At 65.1% G+C, this 17400-nt stretch carries 21 protein-coding genes; 20 read left to right on the top strand and 1 reads right to left on the bottom strand.

The window, feature by feature from the left end:
- The first annotated feature begins 39 nt into the window (after positions 1–39).
- A complete protein-coding gene (thiE, locus tag ABC347_RS05175; RefSeq protein WP_413244671.1) occupies positions 40–732 on the top strand; it encodes a thiamine phosphate synthase in 693 nt (230 codons plus the stop codon).
- A 9-nt stretch (positions 733–741) separates the two neighbouring features.
- Here thiE and ABC347_RS05170 read toward each other — a convergent pair whose 3' ends face one another.
- A complete protein-coding gene (locus tag ABC347_RS05170) occupies positions 742–1326 on the bottom strand; it encodes a YcbK family protein (RefSeq protein WP_413244670.1) in 585 nt (194 codons plus the stop codon).
- A gap of 67 nt (positions 1327–1393) precedes the next feature.
- Between ABC347_RS05170 and ABC347_RS05165 the strand changes: the two genes are divergently transcribed.
- From ABC347_RS05165 to nuoL, 19 genes are all read left to right on the top strand, one after another.
- Positions 1394–2416, top strand: coding sequence for a L,D-transpeptidase family protein (locus ABC347_RS05165; protein WP_413244669.1), 1023 nt, complete (start codon positions 1394–1396; stop codon positions 2414–2416).
- Positions 2413–3003 (top strand): M23 family metallopeptidase, encoded by a 591-nt coding sequence (locus tag ABC347_RS05160; protein ID WP_413244668.1) that lies wholly within the window; start codon positions 2413–2415, stop codon positions 3001–3003. Before ABC347_RS05165 ends, ABC347_RS05160 begins: the two co-directional genes overlap by 4 nt.
- A gap of 41 nt (positions 3004–3044) precedes the next feature.
- Positions 3045–3608, top strand: coding sequence for an elongation factor P (gene efp, locus ABC347_RS05155; protein WP_413244667.1), 564 nt, complete (start codon positions 3045–3047; stop codon positions 3606–3608).
- A 9-nt stretch (positions 3609–3617) separates the two neighbouring features.
- Positions 3618–4442 carry an inositol monophosphatase family protein gene (locus tag ABC347_RS05150; protein WP_413244666.1) on the top strand — a complete coding sequence of 275 codons (825 nt, stop codon included), beginning with the start codon at positions 3618–3620 and terminating at the stop codon, positions 4440–4442.
- Between the two features lie 121 nt (positions 4443–4563).
- Positions 4564–4941 carry an NADH-quinone oxidoreductase subunit A gene (gene ndhC / locus ABC347_RS05145; RefSeq protein WP_413244665.1) on the top strand — a complete coding sequence of 126 codons (378 nt, stop codon included), beginning with the start codon at positions 4564–4566 and terminating at the stop codon, positions 4939–4941.
- Entirely contained in the window at positions 4932–5486 is a 555-nt protein-coding gene (locus tag ABC347_RS05140) for a NuoB/complex I 20 kDa subunit family protein (protein ID WP_413244664.1), read from the top strand. Before ndhC ends, ABC347_RS05140 begins: the two co-directional genes overlap by 10 nt.
- The gene (locus ABC347_RS05135; RefSeq protein WP_413244663.1) at positions 5483–6142 is read left to right on the top strand and encodes an NADH-quinone oxidoreductase subunit C; all 660 of its coding nucleotides are present in this window, start codon (positions 5483–5485) and stop codon (positions 6140–6142) included. The genes ABC347_RS05140 and ABC347_RS05135 overlap by 4 nt, the downstream gene beginning before the upstream one ends.
- Positions 6142–7365 (top strand): NADH-quinone oxidoreductase subunit D, encoded by a 1224-nt coding sequence (locus ABC347_RS05130; RefSeq protein WP_413244662.1) that lies wholly within the window; start codon positions 6142–6144, stop codon positions 7363–7365. Before ABC347_RS05135 ends, ABC347_RS05130 begins: the two co-directional genes overlap by 1 nt.
- On the top strand, positions 7362–7862 hold the full coding sequence (locus ABC347_RS05125) for a hypothetical protein (RefSeq protein ID WP_413244661.1): 501 nt from the start codon (positions 7362–7364) through the stop codon (positions 7860–7862). The genes ABC347_RS05130 and ABC347_RS05125 overlap by 4 nt, the downstream gene beginning before the upstream one ends.
- A 34-nt stretch (positions 7863–7896) precedes the next feature.
- Positions 7897–8109: a hypothetical protein gene (locus ABC347_RS05120; protein ID WP_413244660.1), complete on the top strand. Its 213-nt coding sequence runs from the start codon at positions 7897–7899 to the stop codon at positions 8107–8109.
- Complete coding sequence (locus ABC347_RS05115; protein WP_413244659.1) at positions 8102–8770, top strand: complex I 24 kDa subunit family protein; 669 nt, start codon at positions 8102–8104, stop codon at positions 8768–8770. The genes ABC347_RS05120 and ABC347_RS05115 overlap by 8 nt, the downstream gene beginning before the upstream one ends.
- On the top strand, positions 8761–10068 hold the full coding sequence (nuoF, locus tag ABC347_RS05110) for an NADH-quinone oxidoreductase subunit NuoF (protein ID WP_413244658.1): 1308 nt from the start codon (positions 8761–8763) through the stop codon (positions 10066–10068). The genes ABC347_RS05115 and nuoF overlap by 10 nt, the downstream gene beginning before the upstream one ends.
- Complete coding sequence (locus tag ABC347_RS05105) at positions 10065–10826, top strand: hypothetical protein (RefSeq protein ID WP_413244657.1); 762 nt, start codon at positions 10065–10067, stop codon at positions 10824–10826. The genes nuoF and ABC347_RS05105 overlap by 4 nt, the downstream gene beginning before the upstream one ends.
- A 1-nt stretch (position 10827) precedes the next feature.
- Positions 10828–12837, top strand: coding sequence for an NADH-quinone oxidoreductase subunit NuoG (gene nuoG, locus ABC347_RS05100; protein ID WP_413244656.1), 2010 nt, complete (start codon positions 10828–10830; stop codon positions 12835–12837).
- Complete coding sequence (gene nuoH, locus ABC347_RS05095; RefSeq protein WP_413244655.1) at positions 12834–13883, top strand: NADH-quinone oxidoreductase subunit NuoH; 1050 nt, start codon at positions 12834–12836, stop codon at positions 13881–13883. Before nuoG ends, nuoH begins: the two co-directional genes overlap by 4 nt.
- Positions 13880–14365, top strand: a complete 486-nt coding sequence (gene nuoI, locus ABC347_RS05090; protein WP_413244654.1) for an NADH-quinone oxidoreductase subunit NuoI — start codon at positions 13880–13882, stop codon at positions 14363–14365. Before nuoH ends, nuoI begins: the two co-directional genes overlap by 4 nt.
- A gap of 33 nt (positions 14366–14398) precedes the next feature.
- Complete coding sequence (locus ABC347_RS05085; protein WP_413244653.1) at positions 14399–15010, top strand: NADH-quinone oxidoreductase subunit J; 612 nt, start codon at positions 14399–14401, stop codon at positions 15008–15010.
- Positions 15007–15312 (top strand): NADH-quinone oxidoreductase subunit NuoK, encoded by a 306-nt coding sequence (nuoK, locus tag ABC347_RS05080; RefSeq protein ID WP_413244652.1) that lies wholly within the window; start codon positions 15007–15009, stop codon positions 15310–15312. Before ABC347_RS05085 ends, nuoK begins: the two co-directional genes overlap by 4 nt.
- A gap of 7 nt (positions 15313–15319) precedes the next feature.
- Entirely contained in the window at positions 15320–17398 is a 2079-nt protein-coding gene (gene nuoL / locus ABC347_RS05075) for an NADH-quinone oxidoreductase subunit L (RefSeq protein ID WP_413244651.1), read from the top strand.
- The last annotated feature ends 2 nt before the right edge of the window (positions 17399–17400 follow it).

The raw sequence follows: 17400 nt of genomic DNA, 5'->3' as shown, positions 1-17400 counted from the left end.
CCGATTGCCGGGCGCTGCGCCACACCGTAACCGGGCGCCATGACCGATGACACCGATCCGCTCGGACCGCTCGACCCCGGCTTTGCCGACCGGTTCGAGCGCGACCCCAAACGCCCACCCTGCCAGCTCTACCTGATCTCTCCGCCGGCAATCGATGCGGCGTTTGCCGCGCAGCTCGGGGCCGCGCTGGCGGGCGGGCCGGTGGCAGCGTTCCAGCTGCGGCTGAAGGGGATCGACGATCATGCGATCGCGGCGCTCGCCCTGCCGCTGCAGGCGATCTGCGCGGCGGCCGATGTCGCCTTCATCGTCAATGATTCGATCGGCCTGGCCAAGCGGCTGGGCGCTGACGGCGTGCATCTGGGACAGGACGACGGCGATCCGCGTGACGCCCGGCGCCAGCTCGGTCCGCAGGCGCAGATCGGCGTGACCTGCCATGACAGCCGCCACCTCGCGATGGAAGCGGGCGAGGCGGGTGCCGATTATGTCGCGTTCGGCAGTTTCTATCCGACCACCACCAAGGAGGTGCGTCACCAGGCCGATCCGGCGTTGCTGGGCTGGTGGTCGACCTTGTTCGAGATACCGTGCGTCGCGATCGGCGGGATCACGGTCGAGACCGCGGGCGACCTGGCACGGGCCGGGGCCGATTTCGTGGCGGTCAGCGGCGCGGTGTGGAACGATCCGGCCGGGCCGGGGGAAGCGGTACGGAAATTCGCCGGGGTACTTGGCGGCTGAGCATCGACCCTACCAGCTGCGTACCCGTCCCGTATCGACATGGACGAACCCGTCGCGCGGATAGTAGCCGACTCCGCCGCGTGCCATCGCCAGCGCGGCATCCTTGACGCGGGCGAGCGGCACGCCGGGCAGCGCGATATCTGTCGCCTTGCCCAGCATGTGCTGGCTCTTGGTGGCGACCCCCGTGCCCTCTCCACCGGCGGCACGCAGCGCGGCGTTGGTGTGCGGCGATCGATAGCCGGAGATGAGGTCGAACGGCTTGCGGGGATCGACATCGAGCCGCCCGCGGAGCGTGACGAGGAGGTCAAGCAATTCACGATCGACCGGGGCTGCCTGCCCGGTGCGCCAATCGCGCAGCGCGTGGGCGATTTCGGCGAGACCCTGCGGATCATAGGTGCCGTTGCGGAAATAGCAGGCGTCGTAGCGCTCATTGGTATGGCAGCTGCGGATCGCCAGACGCTTCTCGATCCCGCCCACTTCCGATCCGGGAACGATGAAGCTGGCATTGGCGCGTGTGGCGCCGATCGCCATCGAGCTGCCGAGCGCCAAAGCGCCACCAATCAGCCGTCGCCGGCTGAGACCCTGATCCAGCATTCGTTTCCCACTCGGAAAGATTACGGCCCCGCCGCGTTACGAAATCGAATATGAGGAGTTGGGGTTAATGAAAAAAGCAGTCGTCGCCTGCACTTGTCTGTCGATCGCAACGGCCGGCCTCATTTTCGCGCCGGCAATCGCACAGGTCGGGAACAAATCCGCCGAATCTTCGCCAGCGGCCGGCGTCGACCTCACCGTGCTGCATGTACAGGTGCTGCTCGATCGGATCGGGTTCGGGCCAGGTGTCATCGACGGCAAGGGCGGCCAGTCGCTCAAGCTCGCGCTGACGGGATTCCAGAAGGCGTCCAACCTTCAGCAGACCGGCGAGATCGACCAGCCGACGCTGAAGGCACTGCATCGCTTCCGCGCCATTCGCCCGATCCGGTTGTTGCGCGTCTCGCAATCCGATCTCGCCGGACCGTTCGTCGGCAAGCTGCCAGAAGATCCCGCCGCGCAGGCCGCGCTGCCGACCCTGGGCTATGCCGATGCGCTGGAGCGGCTGGCCGAGAAATTCCACACGACGCCGCAGACGCTGGCCGCGCTCAACCCCGGTGGCCGGATCGCGGCAGGGGCGGTGCTGCGCTTCCCGAACGTGCTGCCTGCCAGCCGCGATTATGATCCCAAACTGCCCGAACCCTGGCGCCGGACGCTATCCGATCTCAACGTGAGCGCGGTGCAGCCGCAGGCCGATCTGGTGGTGGTCGACAAATCCGACGGCGTGTTGCGCGCCTTTGCCGGCGATCGGCTGCTGGCACAGTTCCCGGCGACGATGGGCAGCAGCCATGATCCACTACCGTTGGGCAGCTGGAAGATTCAGGGGCTGAGCTACAACCCGACCTATGCCTACAACCCTTCGCTGCTGCGCAACGCCAAGAGCGACGAGAAGCATCAGCTGCCGGCCGGGCCGAACAGTCCGGTCGGGGTGATCTGGATGGATCTGAACAAGCCGCACTACGGTATCCACGGCACCCCCGAGCCGCAGACCATCGGCCGCGCGGAAAGCAACGGCTGCGTGCGGTTGACCAACTGGGATGCCGCGCGGCTGTCGCTGATGGTGAAGGCCGGTACCAAGGCGCGGTTCCAGGCGTGAACCGGTTCGGCAAGATCCTGCTCGGGCTCTTGCTGCTCGGCGTGATCGGGCTGATCTCGATCGTGCGGATCGTGCCGGCCGATGCACCAGGCGATTCGAGCCGTGACACAGAGCCGGCGGCCGCAGATGACGTGGTGGTTGCCCCCACCGGCCTTGCCATCCCCGTGGCGGGCGTGCGGGCGGCGGATCTGACCGACACGTTCGGCGATGCTCGCGGTGAGGAACGGCGGCACGGCGCGCTCGACATCATGGCGCCGGCGGGTCGGCCGGTGATCGCGGCGGCGGGCGGCACGGTGGAGAAGCTGTTCACCAGCGAGGCCGGCGGGCTGACCGTCTACGTCCGCTCTCCCGATCGGCGCTTCAGCTATTATTACGCCCATCTGCGCGACTATGCCGCCGATCTGCGCGAGGGGATCTATGTGCCGCGCGGTCGCCGGCTGGGCAGCGTGGGATCCACCGGCAACGCCAGCCCGGACGGGCCGCACCTTCATTTCGCGATCTTTGCCAAGCCGCCCGACGCCGCCTGGCATGAGGGACGGCCGATCGATCCGTATCGCTTGCTTGCGGGGCAAGCGCCGGCCCGCTAAGGCGCGCACGGCTCTTTCTCCAGACTATATGAGGCGATCCCGTGAAGATCAGCGGCGTGGACATTCGTCCCGGCAACATCATCGAATATGAGGGCGGCATCTGGCGCGCGGTCAAGATCCAGCACACCCAGCCCGGCAAGGGCGGCGCCTACATGCAGGTCGAGATGAAGAATCTGCGCGACGGCCGCAAAAACAATGTCCGCTTCCGCTCAGCCGAGACGGTGGAGCGCGTGCGGCTGGACACCAAGGATTTCCAGTTCCTGTTCGCCGATGGCGATCAGCTGACTTTCATGGACAAGGAAAGCTACGACCAGATCAGCCTGCCGCGCGATCTGCTGGGTGATGCCGCGGCCTTCCTGCAGGACGGGATGGACGTGGTGATGGAACTCTATGACGAGGAGCCGATCAACGTGCAGCTGCCCGACACGGTCGAGGCAACGATCGTCGAAGCCGATGCCGTCGTGAAGGGGCAGACGGCATCGTCGAGCTACAAGCCCGCGATGCTGGACAACGGCGTGCGCGTGATGGTGCCGCCGCATATCGGCTCGGGGACGAAGATCGTGGTCGACGTCTACAGCCAGGAATATGTGCGGCGCGCGGACTGAGATCGACAGATGGTTGCCCATTCCGGCCTGATCACCGTCATGGAGCGCGCGGCCCGCAAGGCCGGGCAGAAGCTGCGCCGTGACTTCAACGAAGTGCAGCAGCTGCAGGTCTCGAAAAAGGGGCCGGCCGATTTCGTCTCGATGGCGGACCAGGCGGCCGAGCGCACGCTGTTTGACGAGCTGAAGCGCGCGCGGCCCGACTGGGGTTTCGTGATGGAGGAAGCGGGCGTGATCGAGGGCGATCCGTCCAAGCCGCGCTTCATCGTCGATCCGCTCGATGGGACCACCAACTTCCTGCACGGCGTGCCGCACTTCGCGATCTCGATCGCGGTCGAGGAGCCGAAACTCGGATCCACGCGCGGCGAGATTACCCAGGCGCTGGTCTACCAGCCGATCACCGACGAGAGCTTCTGGGCGGAGAAGGGCAGGGGTTCCTGGCTGCAGGATCGGCGGCTGCGCGTGTCGTCGCGCCGCGATCTGACCGAGGCGCTGGTCGGCACGGGGATGCCGCATCTCGGGCGGGGCAGCATCCAGCAGTGGGTGGCGATCTATGCCGCGATCGCGGCCGAAGTGGCGGGGGTGCGCCGGTTCGGTGCCGCCACGCTGGATTTCGCCTGGGTGGCGGCGGGCCGGATGGACGCCTTCTTCGAGCAGGATCTCGACATCTGGGACAGCGCGGCGGGCATGCTGCTGGTGCGCGAGGCCGGCGGCTTCGTTACCGACTATCGCGGGGGCGACAAGGCGATCGAGCGACGCGAATATATCGCAGGCAACGATGCGCTGCATTCGCGACTCCACAAGCTCGTGGCAGGCGCCCTCAAGACGCTGCGCTGAACGGAACAAACGCAGACGGCTGCGAGTCATTTTCAGGCCTGCAAACCTTGCTTCGCAGGTGCGGCAAGCCTAGAAGCCGCCCGGAAACCGGCGCGCAAAGCGCCTCTCTCGGAGTTCGCACATGGCGTCGGTCGCCGCCGGATATCTGCCGATTCTGCTGTTCCTGGGTATCGCCCTGGCGATCTCCACCGTGTTTGTGGCGCTGCCGATGATCGCGGCCAAGTTCACCGGCGCGTCCAACCCCTATCCGGACAAGCTGACCGAATATGAGTGCGGCTTTCCCGCGTTCGAGGACAGCCGCGCGCAGTTCGACGTGCGCTTCTATCTGGTCGCGATCCTGTTCATCATCTTCGATCTCGAGGCCGCGTTCCTCTATCCGTGGGCGGTTTCGCTGGGCGCGATCGGCTTTGCCGGCTGGCTGGCAATGATGATCTTCCTTGCCGAACTGACCATCGGCTTCGCCTATGCCTGGAAGAAGGGAGCGCTCGATTGGGAGTAGAAATCGCAGGCTCGCCGAACGCGCCGTTCCCGCCCGAGGGGACCGAGCCCGATCGCGCCTTCTTCGATGATCTGACCGCCGAGGTTCAGGACAAGGGTTTCCTGGTCACGTCGACCGAGGATCTGTTCCAGTGGGCCCGCACCGGATCGCTGTGGTGGATGACGTTCGGCCTGGCGTGCTGCGCGGTCGAAATGATCCACGTCAACATGCCGCGCTATGATCTCGAGCGGTTCGGCGCCGCCCCGCGCGCATCGCCGCGCCAGTCGGACGTGATGATCGTGGCGGGCACGCTGTGCAACAAGATGGCGCCGGCCCTGCGCCGGGTCTACGACCAGATGTCAGAGCCGCGCTACGTGATCTCGATGGGGTCGTGCGCCAATGGCGGCGGCTATTATCATTACAGCTATTCGGTGGTGCGCGGCTGTGACCGGATCGTGCCGGTCGACATCTACGTGCCGGGCTGCCCACCGACCGCGGAGGCTTTGCTGTACGGTATCATGCAGCTGCAACGGAAGATCCGCCGATCGGGGACGATCGAACGGTGACGGCGCCTTTCCCCAAATATGCCCCCAATGACGGCGTGATCGATGCCGCGCGCGCGGCGCTCGGCGCCGCGCTGGTGGACGCATCGGAGGCGGTGGGCGAAGTGCGGCTCGACGTGGCGCGCGGCGAACTGGTGGCGGCAATGCGTACGCTGCGCGACGAGCTGCACTATCAGCAGCTGATGGAGATTGCCGGGGTCGACTATCCCGATCGCGCGGAGCGGTTCGAAGTCGTCTACTGCCTGTTGTCGCTGACGAAGAACCATCGCATCCGCGTCCATGTCGCAACCGACGAGGTGGAGCCGGTGCCTTCCGTGACGGGGCTATGGCCGGTGGCCGGCTGGCTGGAGCGCGAAGTATATGACATGTACGGCGTCTTTTTCGAGGGGAACCCGGATCTGCGCCGGATCCTGACCGATTATGGGTTCCGCGGCCATCCGCAGCGCAAGGACTTTCCGCTGACCGGCTATGTCGAGCTGCGCTATTCGGAGGCGGACAAGCGCGTGGTCTATGAGCCGGTGAAGCTGGCGCAGGACTTCCGCAGCTTCGATTTCATGAGCCCTTGGGAAGGCGCCGAATATGTGCTGCCCGGCGACGAGAAGGCGCCCGAAGCCCCCGGCGCGCCGACCCCGCTAAAGGCTGACGAGGTGAAGCGCTGATGGCGACGACCTACGAGACGCTGACCCCGGCCGATCCGACGATCGGCGATGTCGCGATCGAGAATTATACGGTCAACTTCGGCCCGCAGCATCCGGCCGCGCACGGCGTGCTGCGGATGGTGATGGAGATGGACGGCGAGATCGTCGAACGGGTCGATCCCCATGTCGGCCTGCTCCATCGCGGCACCGAGAAGCTGATCGAATACAAGACCTATCTCCAGGCACTGCCTTATTTCGATCGGCTCGATTACTGCTCGCCGCTGTGCATGGAGCATAGCTATGTGCTGGCGATCGAGAAGCTGCTGGGGCTGGAAGTGCCGCTGCGGGCGCAATATCTGCGTGTGCTGTTCGCGGAATTGACCCGCATTTCCAACCACATGCTGAACCTGGGTTCGCATGTGATGGACGTGGGCGCGATGACGCCGAACCTGTGGCTGTTCGAGATCCGCGAGGATACCTACGGCTTCTTCGAGCGGGCATCGGGCGCGCGCATGCACATGGCCTGGTTCCGCCCAGGCGGCGTGCACCAGGATGTGCCGCTGAAGCTGCTGACCGATATCTACGACTGGCTCGAGAAGCGCGTGCCGACCCTGTTCGAGGATGCGATGAGCCTCGTTGTCGACAATCGCATCTTCAAGCAGCGCAACGTGGATATCGGCACCGTCAGCCGCGACGATGCGATCGCCTGGGGCTTTTCCGGCCCGATGATCCGCGCGGCGGGCGTGCCATGGGATATCCGCAAGTCGCAGCCATACGACGTGTACGACCGGATGAATTTCGAGATCCCGGTCGGGACGCGGGGCGATTGCTACGACCGCTTCATGGTGCGCGTCGAGGAGGTCCGCCAGTCGATGCGGATCATCAAGCAGTGCATTGACGAGATGCCGGAAGGGCCGATCGCCTCGCTCGACCGCAAGGTGGTGCCGCCCAAGCGCGGTGAGATGAAGCAGTCGATGGAAGCGCTGATCCATCACTTCAAGCTCTACACCGAAGGCTTCCACGTGCCCGCGGGCGATGTGTATGTCGCGACCGAGAGCCCGAAGGGCGAGTTCGGCGTCTATCTGGTGTCGGACGGCAGCAACAAGCCGTACCGCTGCAAGATCCGCCCGACCGCGTTCAGCCATCTCCAGGCGATGGACTTCATGATGAAGGGCCACATGCTGGCCGACACCACTGCCATCCTCTCCGCGATCGACGTTGTGTTCGGGGAGTGCGACCGGTGAGTTTGAGCGAGACGGCTCGATCTGCAGCTGAGTCCCCACCTCGTAATTTTAACGGACTTGTCGCCGTCAGCGAGGGGGTGCAGGACGTTTTCGTTCGCTGGCGTTTGCAGTGCCCCTGTTCGAGCACCTTTGGCCGTATTGTTGCCGGGGAGGTCGTTGATCGCGAACATCTCGATCCGGTGCGGTTTGATTGCAGGCAATGCGGCAAATCAGTGACGTTCTTCGATAGCAACCGCGATGGCTATGACGGGCTTCTGAACGGGGGGGCTTCCTACCGGCAAGCCAAGTCATCCGTTCCCGTGACTTGTCGGCAAGGTCATACAGACCGCTTCGTCTGCTTGGTCGAGCTAAGCTATAATATCGATGCAACCGAGATAGTTGAGATCGTAAGCGAAGACGGCGGAAGCACTTCGGATTATTTTGACGTCATCAACATTCATGGGAAATGCCTTGAATGCGGAGACTTGGTTCAAGTTGGTGATTGGGAGTGCGCCTGATGACCCGCAATGTCCTGTTCGGGGAGTGCGACCGGTGAGGGGGCTGCTGATCGCTCGCCTTGCGCTGGTCGCCAGCATGGCGCTGTTCGCGGTTGCGGTACTGCTCGGCAAGTCCTCGCCGGATCAGCCGCACATCGCCTGGGCGCTCGGCTTCGTGGCGCTGGCGGGCCTGCTGTTCAGCGGCACGGCGTGTGTCGCGTTCCGTATGATCAGCGCCGTTCGAAATCAGGTGCCGCACAATGGCTGACGCTCCCCACATTCCCGATGAGGCCGAAACCCGCGCGCGCTGGGGCGGTTTCGCCTGGTCGCCCGAGAATGCCGCGAAGGTGCCCGGCATCATCGCACGCTATCCGCCGGGCCGGCAGCATTCGGCGATCATGCCGCTGCTCGATCTCGCGCAGCGCCAGGTCGGCGCGGAGACCAACACGCAGGGCTGGCTGCCGGTGCCGGTGATCGAATTCGTCGCGGCGCAGGTCGAGATGCCGTACATGCGCGCGCTCGAAGTCGTCAGCTTCTATACCATGTACAACATGGCGCCGATCGGCCGCTTCCATGTTCAGGTGTGCGGCACCACACCCTGCATGCTCCGCGGATCGGACGATGTGATGGCAGCCTGCAAGCAGAAGGGGCTGGCCAAGGGCAAGACCACGCCCGACGGCTTGTTCACGCTGACCGAGGTCGAATGCATGGGCACCTGCGCCAATGCGCCGATGGTGCAGATTAACGACGATAATTACGAGGATCTCGATTTCGACAGCATGACCCAGATCCTGGAGGCGTTGGCCGTCGGCGACACGCCGCAGCCGGGTCCGCAGACCGGGCGGCAGGCGTCGGCGCCCGAAGGCGGGCCGACGACATTGGTCGAGATGGTCGATGCGAACCATGATTACCGGGGCGAATGGGCATGACGATCGCGCCGCTGGCCGACAAGGATCGGATCTTCACCAACGTCTACGGCTATCAGCCCTGGACGCTCGATGCCGCGATCATGCGCGGCGACTGGGACGACACCAAGGCGCTGATGGCGCGCGGGCAGGACCAGATCATCGAGGACATCAAGGCGTCCGGCTTGCGCGGTCGCGGCGGCGCGGGCTTCCCGACCGGCATGAAGTGGAGCTTCATGCCCAAGGAGCCGAAGCCGGGAAAGCCGAGCTTCCTGCTGATCAACGCCGACGAATCCGAGCCCGGATCGTGCAAGGATCGCGAGATCATCCGCCACGATCCGCACAAGCTGATCGAAGGCGCGCTGATCGCCGGCTTCGCGATGCGTGCGCGGGCGGCCTATATCTACATCCGCGGCGAGTTCATCCGCGAGGCGGAGACGCTGTTCGCAGCAGTCGCGCAGGCCTATGACCGCGGGCTGCTGGGCAAGAACGCCGCCGGATCGGGCTATGATTTCGACGTGTTCGTCCACCGTGGCGCAGGCGCCTATATCTGCGGCGAGGAAACCGCGCAGATCGAGAGCCTGGAAGGCAAGAAGGGCCAGCCGCGGCTGAAGCCGCCCTTCCCGGCTGGGGCGGGCCTCTACGGCTGCCCGACGACCGTGAACAATGTCGAATTGATCGCGGTTGTGCCAACCATCCTTCGCCGCGGGCCTGCCTGGTTCAAGGGCATCGGCCGCGAGAAGAACGAGGGCACCAAGCTTTTCCAGATCTCCGGCCACGTCAACAAGCCGTGCGTGGTCGAAGAAGCGATGGGTATCCCGTTCCGCGAGCTGATCGACCGCCACGCCGGCGGCATCCGCGGCGGGTGGGACAATCTGCTGGCGGTGATTCCGGGCGGCTCGTCAGTGCCGCTGGTGCCGGCCGCGCAGATCATGGATGCGCCGATGGATTTCGACGGCCTGCGCGATCTGCAGTCGGGCCTGGGCACCGCGGCGGTGATCGTGATGGACAAATCCACCGACATCGTTCGCGCGATCAGCCGGATCAGCTATTTCTACAAGCATGAGAGCTGCGGCCAGTGCACGCCGTGCCGTGAGGGCACCGGCTGGATGTGGCGCGTGATGGAACGCCTGCGCGAGGGCAATGCCCGCGTGGAGGAGATCGCGATGCTGGACGAGGTGACCCGCCAGGTCGAAGGCCACACCATCTGCGCGCTGGGCGACGCGGCGGCTTGGCCGATCCAGGGCCTGATCCGCCATTTCCGGCCGGAGCTGGAACGGCGCATCGCCGAGCGCGGCGGCATGCTGGAGGCGGCCGAGTGAGGCTTGCCGGCTGCCTTGCCCTGACCGCGACGCTTGCCGCGCCGGCGACAGCGCGGCCGCCAGAGGCCAGCACCGGCACGCTGATCCCGGGCCGATCGACCGTGGCGCCGGTCTACAATGCCGGCAATCCATATCGTTATGTCGGCTCGGCCGAGATGATCGACCAGACCGCGGAGGCCGCGATGGCCACGGGTCGGGCGATGGCACGGTGCCTGGTCAATCGCGAGGAGAAGCGGGTGATGGCCGCGCTGGAAACCAACGATGGCGATCCAGCGTCCAACAGCCATTTCGTGCGCCTTCAGCCACAGCTGACCAGCTGTCTCGGCAAGTCGGTAGAAGGTATGGGCTCGCAGGTAGCCGTGAACCTCAGCCGGGCGACGTTGCGCGGCCTGCTGTCGGAAGCCTGGCTGCGCAAGCACGCGCCCCCAGTCATGGCCGAGCAGGCCTTTGACGATGCGGCGCAGGCGCGGGCGATCCGAACCGGCAATCCCTCACGCGACATCGTATCGGCAATGGCCGATTGCCTCGTCTTCACCGCGCCGGCAGAGAGCGTGCAACTCGTCACCTCCGATCCAGCGTCGCCGGCGGAGAAGGTCGCGATCACGGCGCTGGTGCCGTCGCTTTCATCTTGCGTGCCGAAGAAGGTGACCCTGAAAACCAATCGTACAGGGATCAGGCTGGCGCTGGCATCGGCGCTCTACCGCCGGACCGTGGTCGCGCCGAAGGCTGAAACCGCAATGCTGAACGGATCGAACTGAGATGCCCACACTTACCGTTGACGGGATCGAGGTCGAGGTACCTGCGGGCGCGACCGTGCTGCAGGCCTGCGAGGCGGCTGGCAAGGAGATCCCGCGCTTCTGCTATCATGAGCGGCTTAGCATCGCGGGCAATTGCCGGATGTGCCTGGTCGAGGTGAAGCCGGGTCCGCCCAAGCCGCAAGCAAGCTGCGCACTGCCCGCCGCCGACAAGATGGAAGTCTTCACCACCACCGAGAAGGTGAAGAAGGCGCGCGAAGGCGTGATGGAATTCCTGCTGATCAACCATCCGCTGGATTGCCCGATCTGCGATCAGGGCGGCGAATGCGACCTGCAGGATCAGTCGATCGCCTATGGCAAGGGCCACAGCCGCTATCACGAGAACAAGCGCGCGGTGACCGAGAAATATATGGGCCCCATCGTCAAGACGGTGATGACCCGCTGCATCCAGTGCACACGCTGCGTCCGCTTCGCCCAGGAAGTGGCGGGCGTGGAGGAGATCGGCGCGCTCTATCGCGGCGAGGACATGCAGATCACCTCCTATCTAGAAAAGGCAGTGACCTCCGAATTGTCCGGCAACGTGGTCGACCTGTGCCCGGTCGGCGCGCTGACCTCGAAGCCTTATGCGTTCGAGGCACGGCCGTGGGAGCTGAAGAAGACCCGCGCGATCGACGTGATGGATGCGGTCGGCACGAACATCCGGCTCGACAGCCGCGGCCGACAGGTGCTGCGCGCGCTGCCGCGGGTAAACGAGGATGTGAACGAGGAATGGGCGTCGGACAAGACGCGCCACGCGGTCGACGGGCTGGTCCGCCGCCGGCTCGATAAACCCTATGTCCGCCGCGACGGCCGGCTGGTCGAGGCGAGCTGGGCCGAGGCGTTCGTGGCGATCAAGCAGGCGGCGGACGCGGCCGGATCGTCGGTTGCGGCGGTGGCAGGCGACCTGGTCGACTGCGAGACGATGTATGCCGCCAAGGCGCTGCTGGCATCGATGGGCTCGACGCTGCTCGAGGGGCGGCAGACCGGGCTCGACTATGATTGCTCGAACCTGGCGGCGGTGAACTTCAATTCCACGATCGCCGGGATCGAGACCGCGGACGTGATCCTGATCGCGGGATCGAACGTGCGCTGGGAAGCGCCGCTGGTGAATACGCGGATCCGCAAGGCAGTGAAGCGCGGCGCCAAGGTATTCGCGATCGGCGAAGAGATCGACCTGACCTACCCGGTCGAGTGGATCGGCAACGACATCTCGCTGATCGGCAAGCTGCCGCAGGCGGCGGCGGACGCGTTCGCCGGCGCGGCACGGCCGGCCTTGATCCTGGGCGGCGGCGGGCTGAAGGCCGGCGGACTTGGCGTGGCGCTGGCCGCGGTCGGATCGCTTGGGCTGATCCGCGAGGGCTGGAACGGGTTCAACGTGCTGCACATGGCGGCAGCGCGCATGGGTGGGCTGATGCTGGGCTATGCGCAGCCCGGCGGCATCGCCGATCTGGCTGCGGCCGCGCCGAAACTGCTGTTCATGCTGGGTGCGGACGAGCTTGACACGAACCTATTTGGTGTGTCATATAAGGTCTATATGGGACATCATGGTGAAGCTGGCGCGGCATCGGCGGATGTCGTGCTGCCCGGCGCGACTTATGCTGAGAAGGCGGGCACCTGGGTGAACCTGGAAGGCCGCGTTCAGCGCGGCGACCGCGCGGTATTTCCGCCGGGTGATGCGCGCGAGGACTGGACCATCCTGCGCGCGCTGTCCGATGTGCTCGGCCGCACGCTGCCATTCGACACGCTCGACCAGTTGCGCAGCGCGATGGCGGCGGACGTGCCGGCGCTGGGGCAGGAGGGGCTGGCCGACTACGCCTGGGCGCCGCCGTCGCTGGCATCCGATGCCAGCGGGCCGATCGGCTATCCGATCAGGGACTTCTACCTGACCAATTCGATCTGCCGCGCGAGCCCGACGATGCAGCGCTGCTCGGCCGAGCTGATCCACGGCCAGGATTTCGCGGAGGCCGCGGAGTGACCGAATTCTTCCAGGCATCGCTCGGTTACGGCTTCGGCTGGTTCCTGGCGACCACGATCCTGATCCTGATGATCGCGCTGCCGCTGATGCTGGCGGTGGCGATGATCATCTACGCCGATCGCAAGATCTGGGCGGCGATGGCGCTGCGGCGCGGGCCGAACGTGGTCGGCCCGTTCGGGTTGCTGCAGAGCTTTGCCGATGGGTTGAAGGTGTTCCTGAAGGAAACCATCATCCCGACCGCGGCCAATCGCGGGCTGTTCCTGATCGCACCGATCCTGACCTTCACGGTCGCGCTGATCGCCTGGGCGGTGATTCCGTTCGGGCCGGGCATGGTTCTGGCCGACATCAACGTCGGGCTTCTCTACATCCTCGCGGCATCGTCGCTGGGCGTGTACGGCATCATTATCGCGGGCTGGGCGTCGAACTCCAAATATCCCTTCTATTCGGCGCTGCGCGCGGCCGCGCAGATGGTGTCGTACGAAGTGTCGATCGGCTTCGTGCTGATCTCGGTTGTGCTGTGGGCGGGGACGTTCAACCTGCAGGGCATCATCGACATGCAGCGCGGGCACATCTTCGGCATCATCAACGGCTTCGGCTTCAATCCGCTGCTGTTCCCGATGGCGGTGGTCTTCCTGATCTCGTCGATGGCGGAGACGGCGCGCGCGCCGTTCGACCTGACCGAGGCCGAGAGCGAACTCGTCGCCGGATACCAGACCGAATATTCGTCGATGAGCTTCGCGCTGTTCTGGCTCGGCGAATATGGCAACGTGATCCTGATGTGCGCGCTGAACGCGGTGCTGTTCTGGGGCGGCTGGCTGCCCCCGATCGACTGGGCGCCGCTCTATGCGATCCCGGGCATCATCTGGTTCTTCATCAAGATCTTCGCCTTCTTCTTCATCTTCAGCTGGGTGAAGGCGACGGTGCCGCGCTTCCGCTATGACCAGCTGATGCGGCTGGGCTGGAAGATCTTCCTGCCGCTTTCGCTGCTGTGGGTGTTCGTCGTCTCCGGCTATCTCATGCTCACCCGTTATGGAGGCCTCTCATGAGCCTCGCGCACTACATCAAGTCGTACACGCTCTGGGAATTCGTGAAGGCGCATGCGCTGACGCTGAAATATTTCTTCAAGCCCAAGGCGACGATCAACTATCCGTACGAGAAGAACCCGCTCTCGCCGCGGTTCCGGGGCGAGCATGTGCTGCGCCGCTATCCGAACGGCGAGGAACGCTGCATCGCGTGCAAGCTGTGCGAGGCGGTGTGCCCCGCCCAGGCGATCACGATCGAGGCCGAGCCGCGGGCAGACGGATCGCGGCGGACGACGCGCTACGACATCGACATGACGAAGTGCATCTTCTGCGGGTTCTGCCAGGAGGCCTGCCCGGTCGATGCCGTCGTGGAAGGGCCGAACTTCGAATATGCGACTGAGACCCGCGAGGAGCTGATCTACGACAAGGCCAAGCTGCTGGCGAACGGGGATCGCTGGGAGCGCGCCATCGCCGCGAACCTTGCCGCCGATGCGCCCTACCGTTAAGCCGCCGACCGAATCCGAAGGGCTGCCAATCTCGTGATCCAGACGATCGCCTTCTATCTGTTCGCCATCATGGTCGTCGCCTCCGGGGGACTGACCATCCTGGCGCGCAACCCGGTGCACTCGGTGCTCTGGCTGATCCTCGCCTTCTTCAACGCGGCCGGGCTTATGGTGCTGGTCGGCGCCGAATTCATCGCGATGCTGCTGGTGATCGTCTACGTCGGCGCGGTCGCCGTGCTGTTCCTGTTCGTCGTGATGATGTTGGACATCGACTTCGCCGAGCTGCGCGCGGGCTTCGTGCGCTACCTGCCGATCGGCGTGCTCGTGCTGATCGCGCTGGCAGCCGAGATCATCATCGCGACCCAGGCGTGGACCGCAGGCGGGATCGAGCTGGCCAATCGCGCCGCGCCGATGCCCGAGCAGGTGCCCAATATCGAGGCGATCGGCACGCTGATTTACACGCGCTACCTGTTCATCTTCGAAGGCGCCGGGCTGGTGCTGCTGGTGGCGATGATCGGCGCGATCGTGCTGACCCACCGGGCGCGCGGCGGCGTGAAGAAGCAGGATATCGAGCGGCAGAATATGCGCCGGCCGCAGGATGCGACCCGCAAGGTCGACGCGCCGGTCGGGCAGGGGATCGAACTGTGATCGGGATCCAGCATTTCCTGGCGGTCTCCGCCATCCTGTTCGCGATGGGGGTGTTCGGCATCTTCCTGAACCGGAAGAACATCATCATCATCCTGATGGCGATCGAGCTGATCCTGCTGAGCGTGAACATCAACCTGGTCGCGTTCAGTGCCTATCTGGGCGATCTCGTCGGCCAGGTTTTCGCGATGTTCGTGCTGACGGTGGCGGCAGGCGAGGCCGCGATCGGCCTGGCCATCCTCGTCATCTATTTCCGCGGCCGGGGCACGATCTCGGTCGACGATGTCAACCGGATGAAGGGGTGATCATTCGGTGATCCAGCTTATCGTCTTCCTGCCGCTGCTGGCCGCGCTCGTCGCGGGGCTGGGCAATCGCGCGATCGGCAATGTCGCGGCCAAGGCCGTGACGACCGGCGCGCTGTTCGTGTCGTGCGCGCTCAGCTGGCCGATCTTCCTGGACTTCCTGGGCGGCAGTGCCGAGCCGATGGTCGTGCCGGTTCTCGATTTCATCCGCTCGGGCGACATGGTGGTCGACTGGGCGCTGCGCGTCGATACGCTGACGGCGGTGATGCTGGTGGTGGTGACGACGGTGTCCGCGCTCGTCCACCTCTACAGCTGGGGCTACATGGCGGAGGACGACAGCCAGCCGCGCTTCTTCGCCTATCTGTCGCTGTTCACCTTCGCGATGCTGATGCTGGTGACCGCGGACAATCTGGTGCAGATGTTCTTCGGCTGGGAAGGCGTCGGCCTGGCATCCTATCTGCTGATCGGCTTCTGGTATCACAAGCCGAGCGCGAATGCGGCCGCGATCAAGGCGTTCGTCGTCAACCGCGTCGGCGATTTCGGCTTTTCGCTGGGCATCTTCGGTACCTTCCTGGTGTTCGGCACCGTCTCGATCCCGGCGATCCTGGAAATGGCGCCCGGTATGGCGGGCTCGACGATCGGCTTCCTGGGCGGCCGGTTCGACACGATGACCGTGCTGTGCCTGCTGCTGTTCGTCGGCGCGATGGGCAAGTCCGCACAGCTGGGCCTGCACACCTGGCTGCCGGACGCGATGGAAGGCCCGACCCCGGTGTCCGCGCTGATCCACGCCGCGACGATGGTGACGGCGGGCGTGTTCATGGTCTGCCGGCTGTCACCGATGTTCGAGACGAGCGAGACCGCGTTGACCGTGGTCACCTATGTCGGCGCCGCGACCGCGCTGTTCGCCGCGACCGTCGGCACGGTGCAGACCGACATCAAGCGCGTGATCGCCTATTCGACCTGTTCGCAGCTGGGCTACATGTTCTTCGCAGCCGGCGTGGGCGCCTATGGCGCGGCGATGTTCCACCTGTTCACGCACGCCTTCTTCAAGGCGCTGCTGTTCCTGGGTGCCGGCAGCGTGATCCACGCGATGCACCATGAACAGGACATGCGCTTCTATGGCGGGCTGCGGAAGGCGATCCCGCTGACCTTCTATGCGATGATGGCCGGTACGCTGGCGATTACCGGCGTGGGCGTGATCGGCGTGTTCGGCTTTGCCGGTTTCTATTCGAAGGACGCGATCATCGAGGCGGCGTTCGCCAGCGGCACCGTATCCGGCGGGATCGCGTTCGCGGTCGCGGTGTTCGCGGCGCTGCTGACCAGCTTCTATTCCTGGCGGCTGGTGTTCCTGACCTTCTACGGCAAGCCGCGTTGGGCGGGATCGGAGCATATCCAGCATGCGGTGCACGACGCGCACGGGCACGGGGCGCATGGCGATCATCATGACGAGAATCCGTCGGCCGAAGACTCCGGGCATGAGCCTCATGCGCACGACGCGGGTTCCGACCAGGTGAAGCACGGCACGGCCGGCTATCATCCGCACGAGAGCCCCATCGCGATGCTGGTGCCGCTGGCGGTGCTGACGCTGGGTGCGATCTTCGCGGGCTTTCTGTTCCACCACAGCTTCATCGATGCGGAACATGGCGTGGAATTCTGGAAGGGCAGCATCGCGTTCGACACGCACCTGATGCACGCGATGCACGAGGTGCCGCTGTGGGTGAAGCTTTCCGCCACGGTGGTGATGGCGCTCGGCTTCCTGACCGCGCTATGGGCCTATGTGCTCGATACCGGCCTGCCGGCGCGCTTCACCGCCACGGCGCGGGGCCTCTACGCCTTCCTGCTCAACAAATGGTATTTCGACGAGCTCTATCACCTGATCTTCGTGCGGCCGGCATTCGCCTTCGGGCGGCTGTTCTGGAAGCGTGGCGACCAGGGCATGATCGATCGCTTCGGCCCCAACGGCATCGCCGGCGTGGTGCAGGGCGGCAGCGTCGTCGCGCGGCGGCTGCAGTCGGGCTATCTCTATACCTATGCGCTGGTGATGCTGCTCGGCCTCACTGCGCTCGCGACCTGGGTGGTGGTGCGCTAAGA

It is taken from the genome of Sphingomonas canaveralia, from assembly GCF_047238125.1.
In the GTDB taxonomy this organism is placed as follows: Bacteria; Pseudomonadota; Alphaproteobacteria; order Sphingomonadales; family Sphingomonadaceae; genus JBDFMH01.
This window is presented reverse-complemented; position numbering and strand designations above follow the sequence as displayed.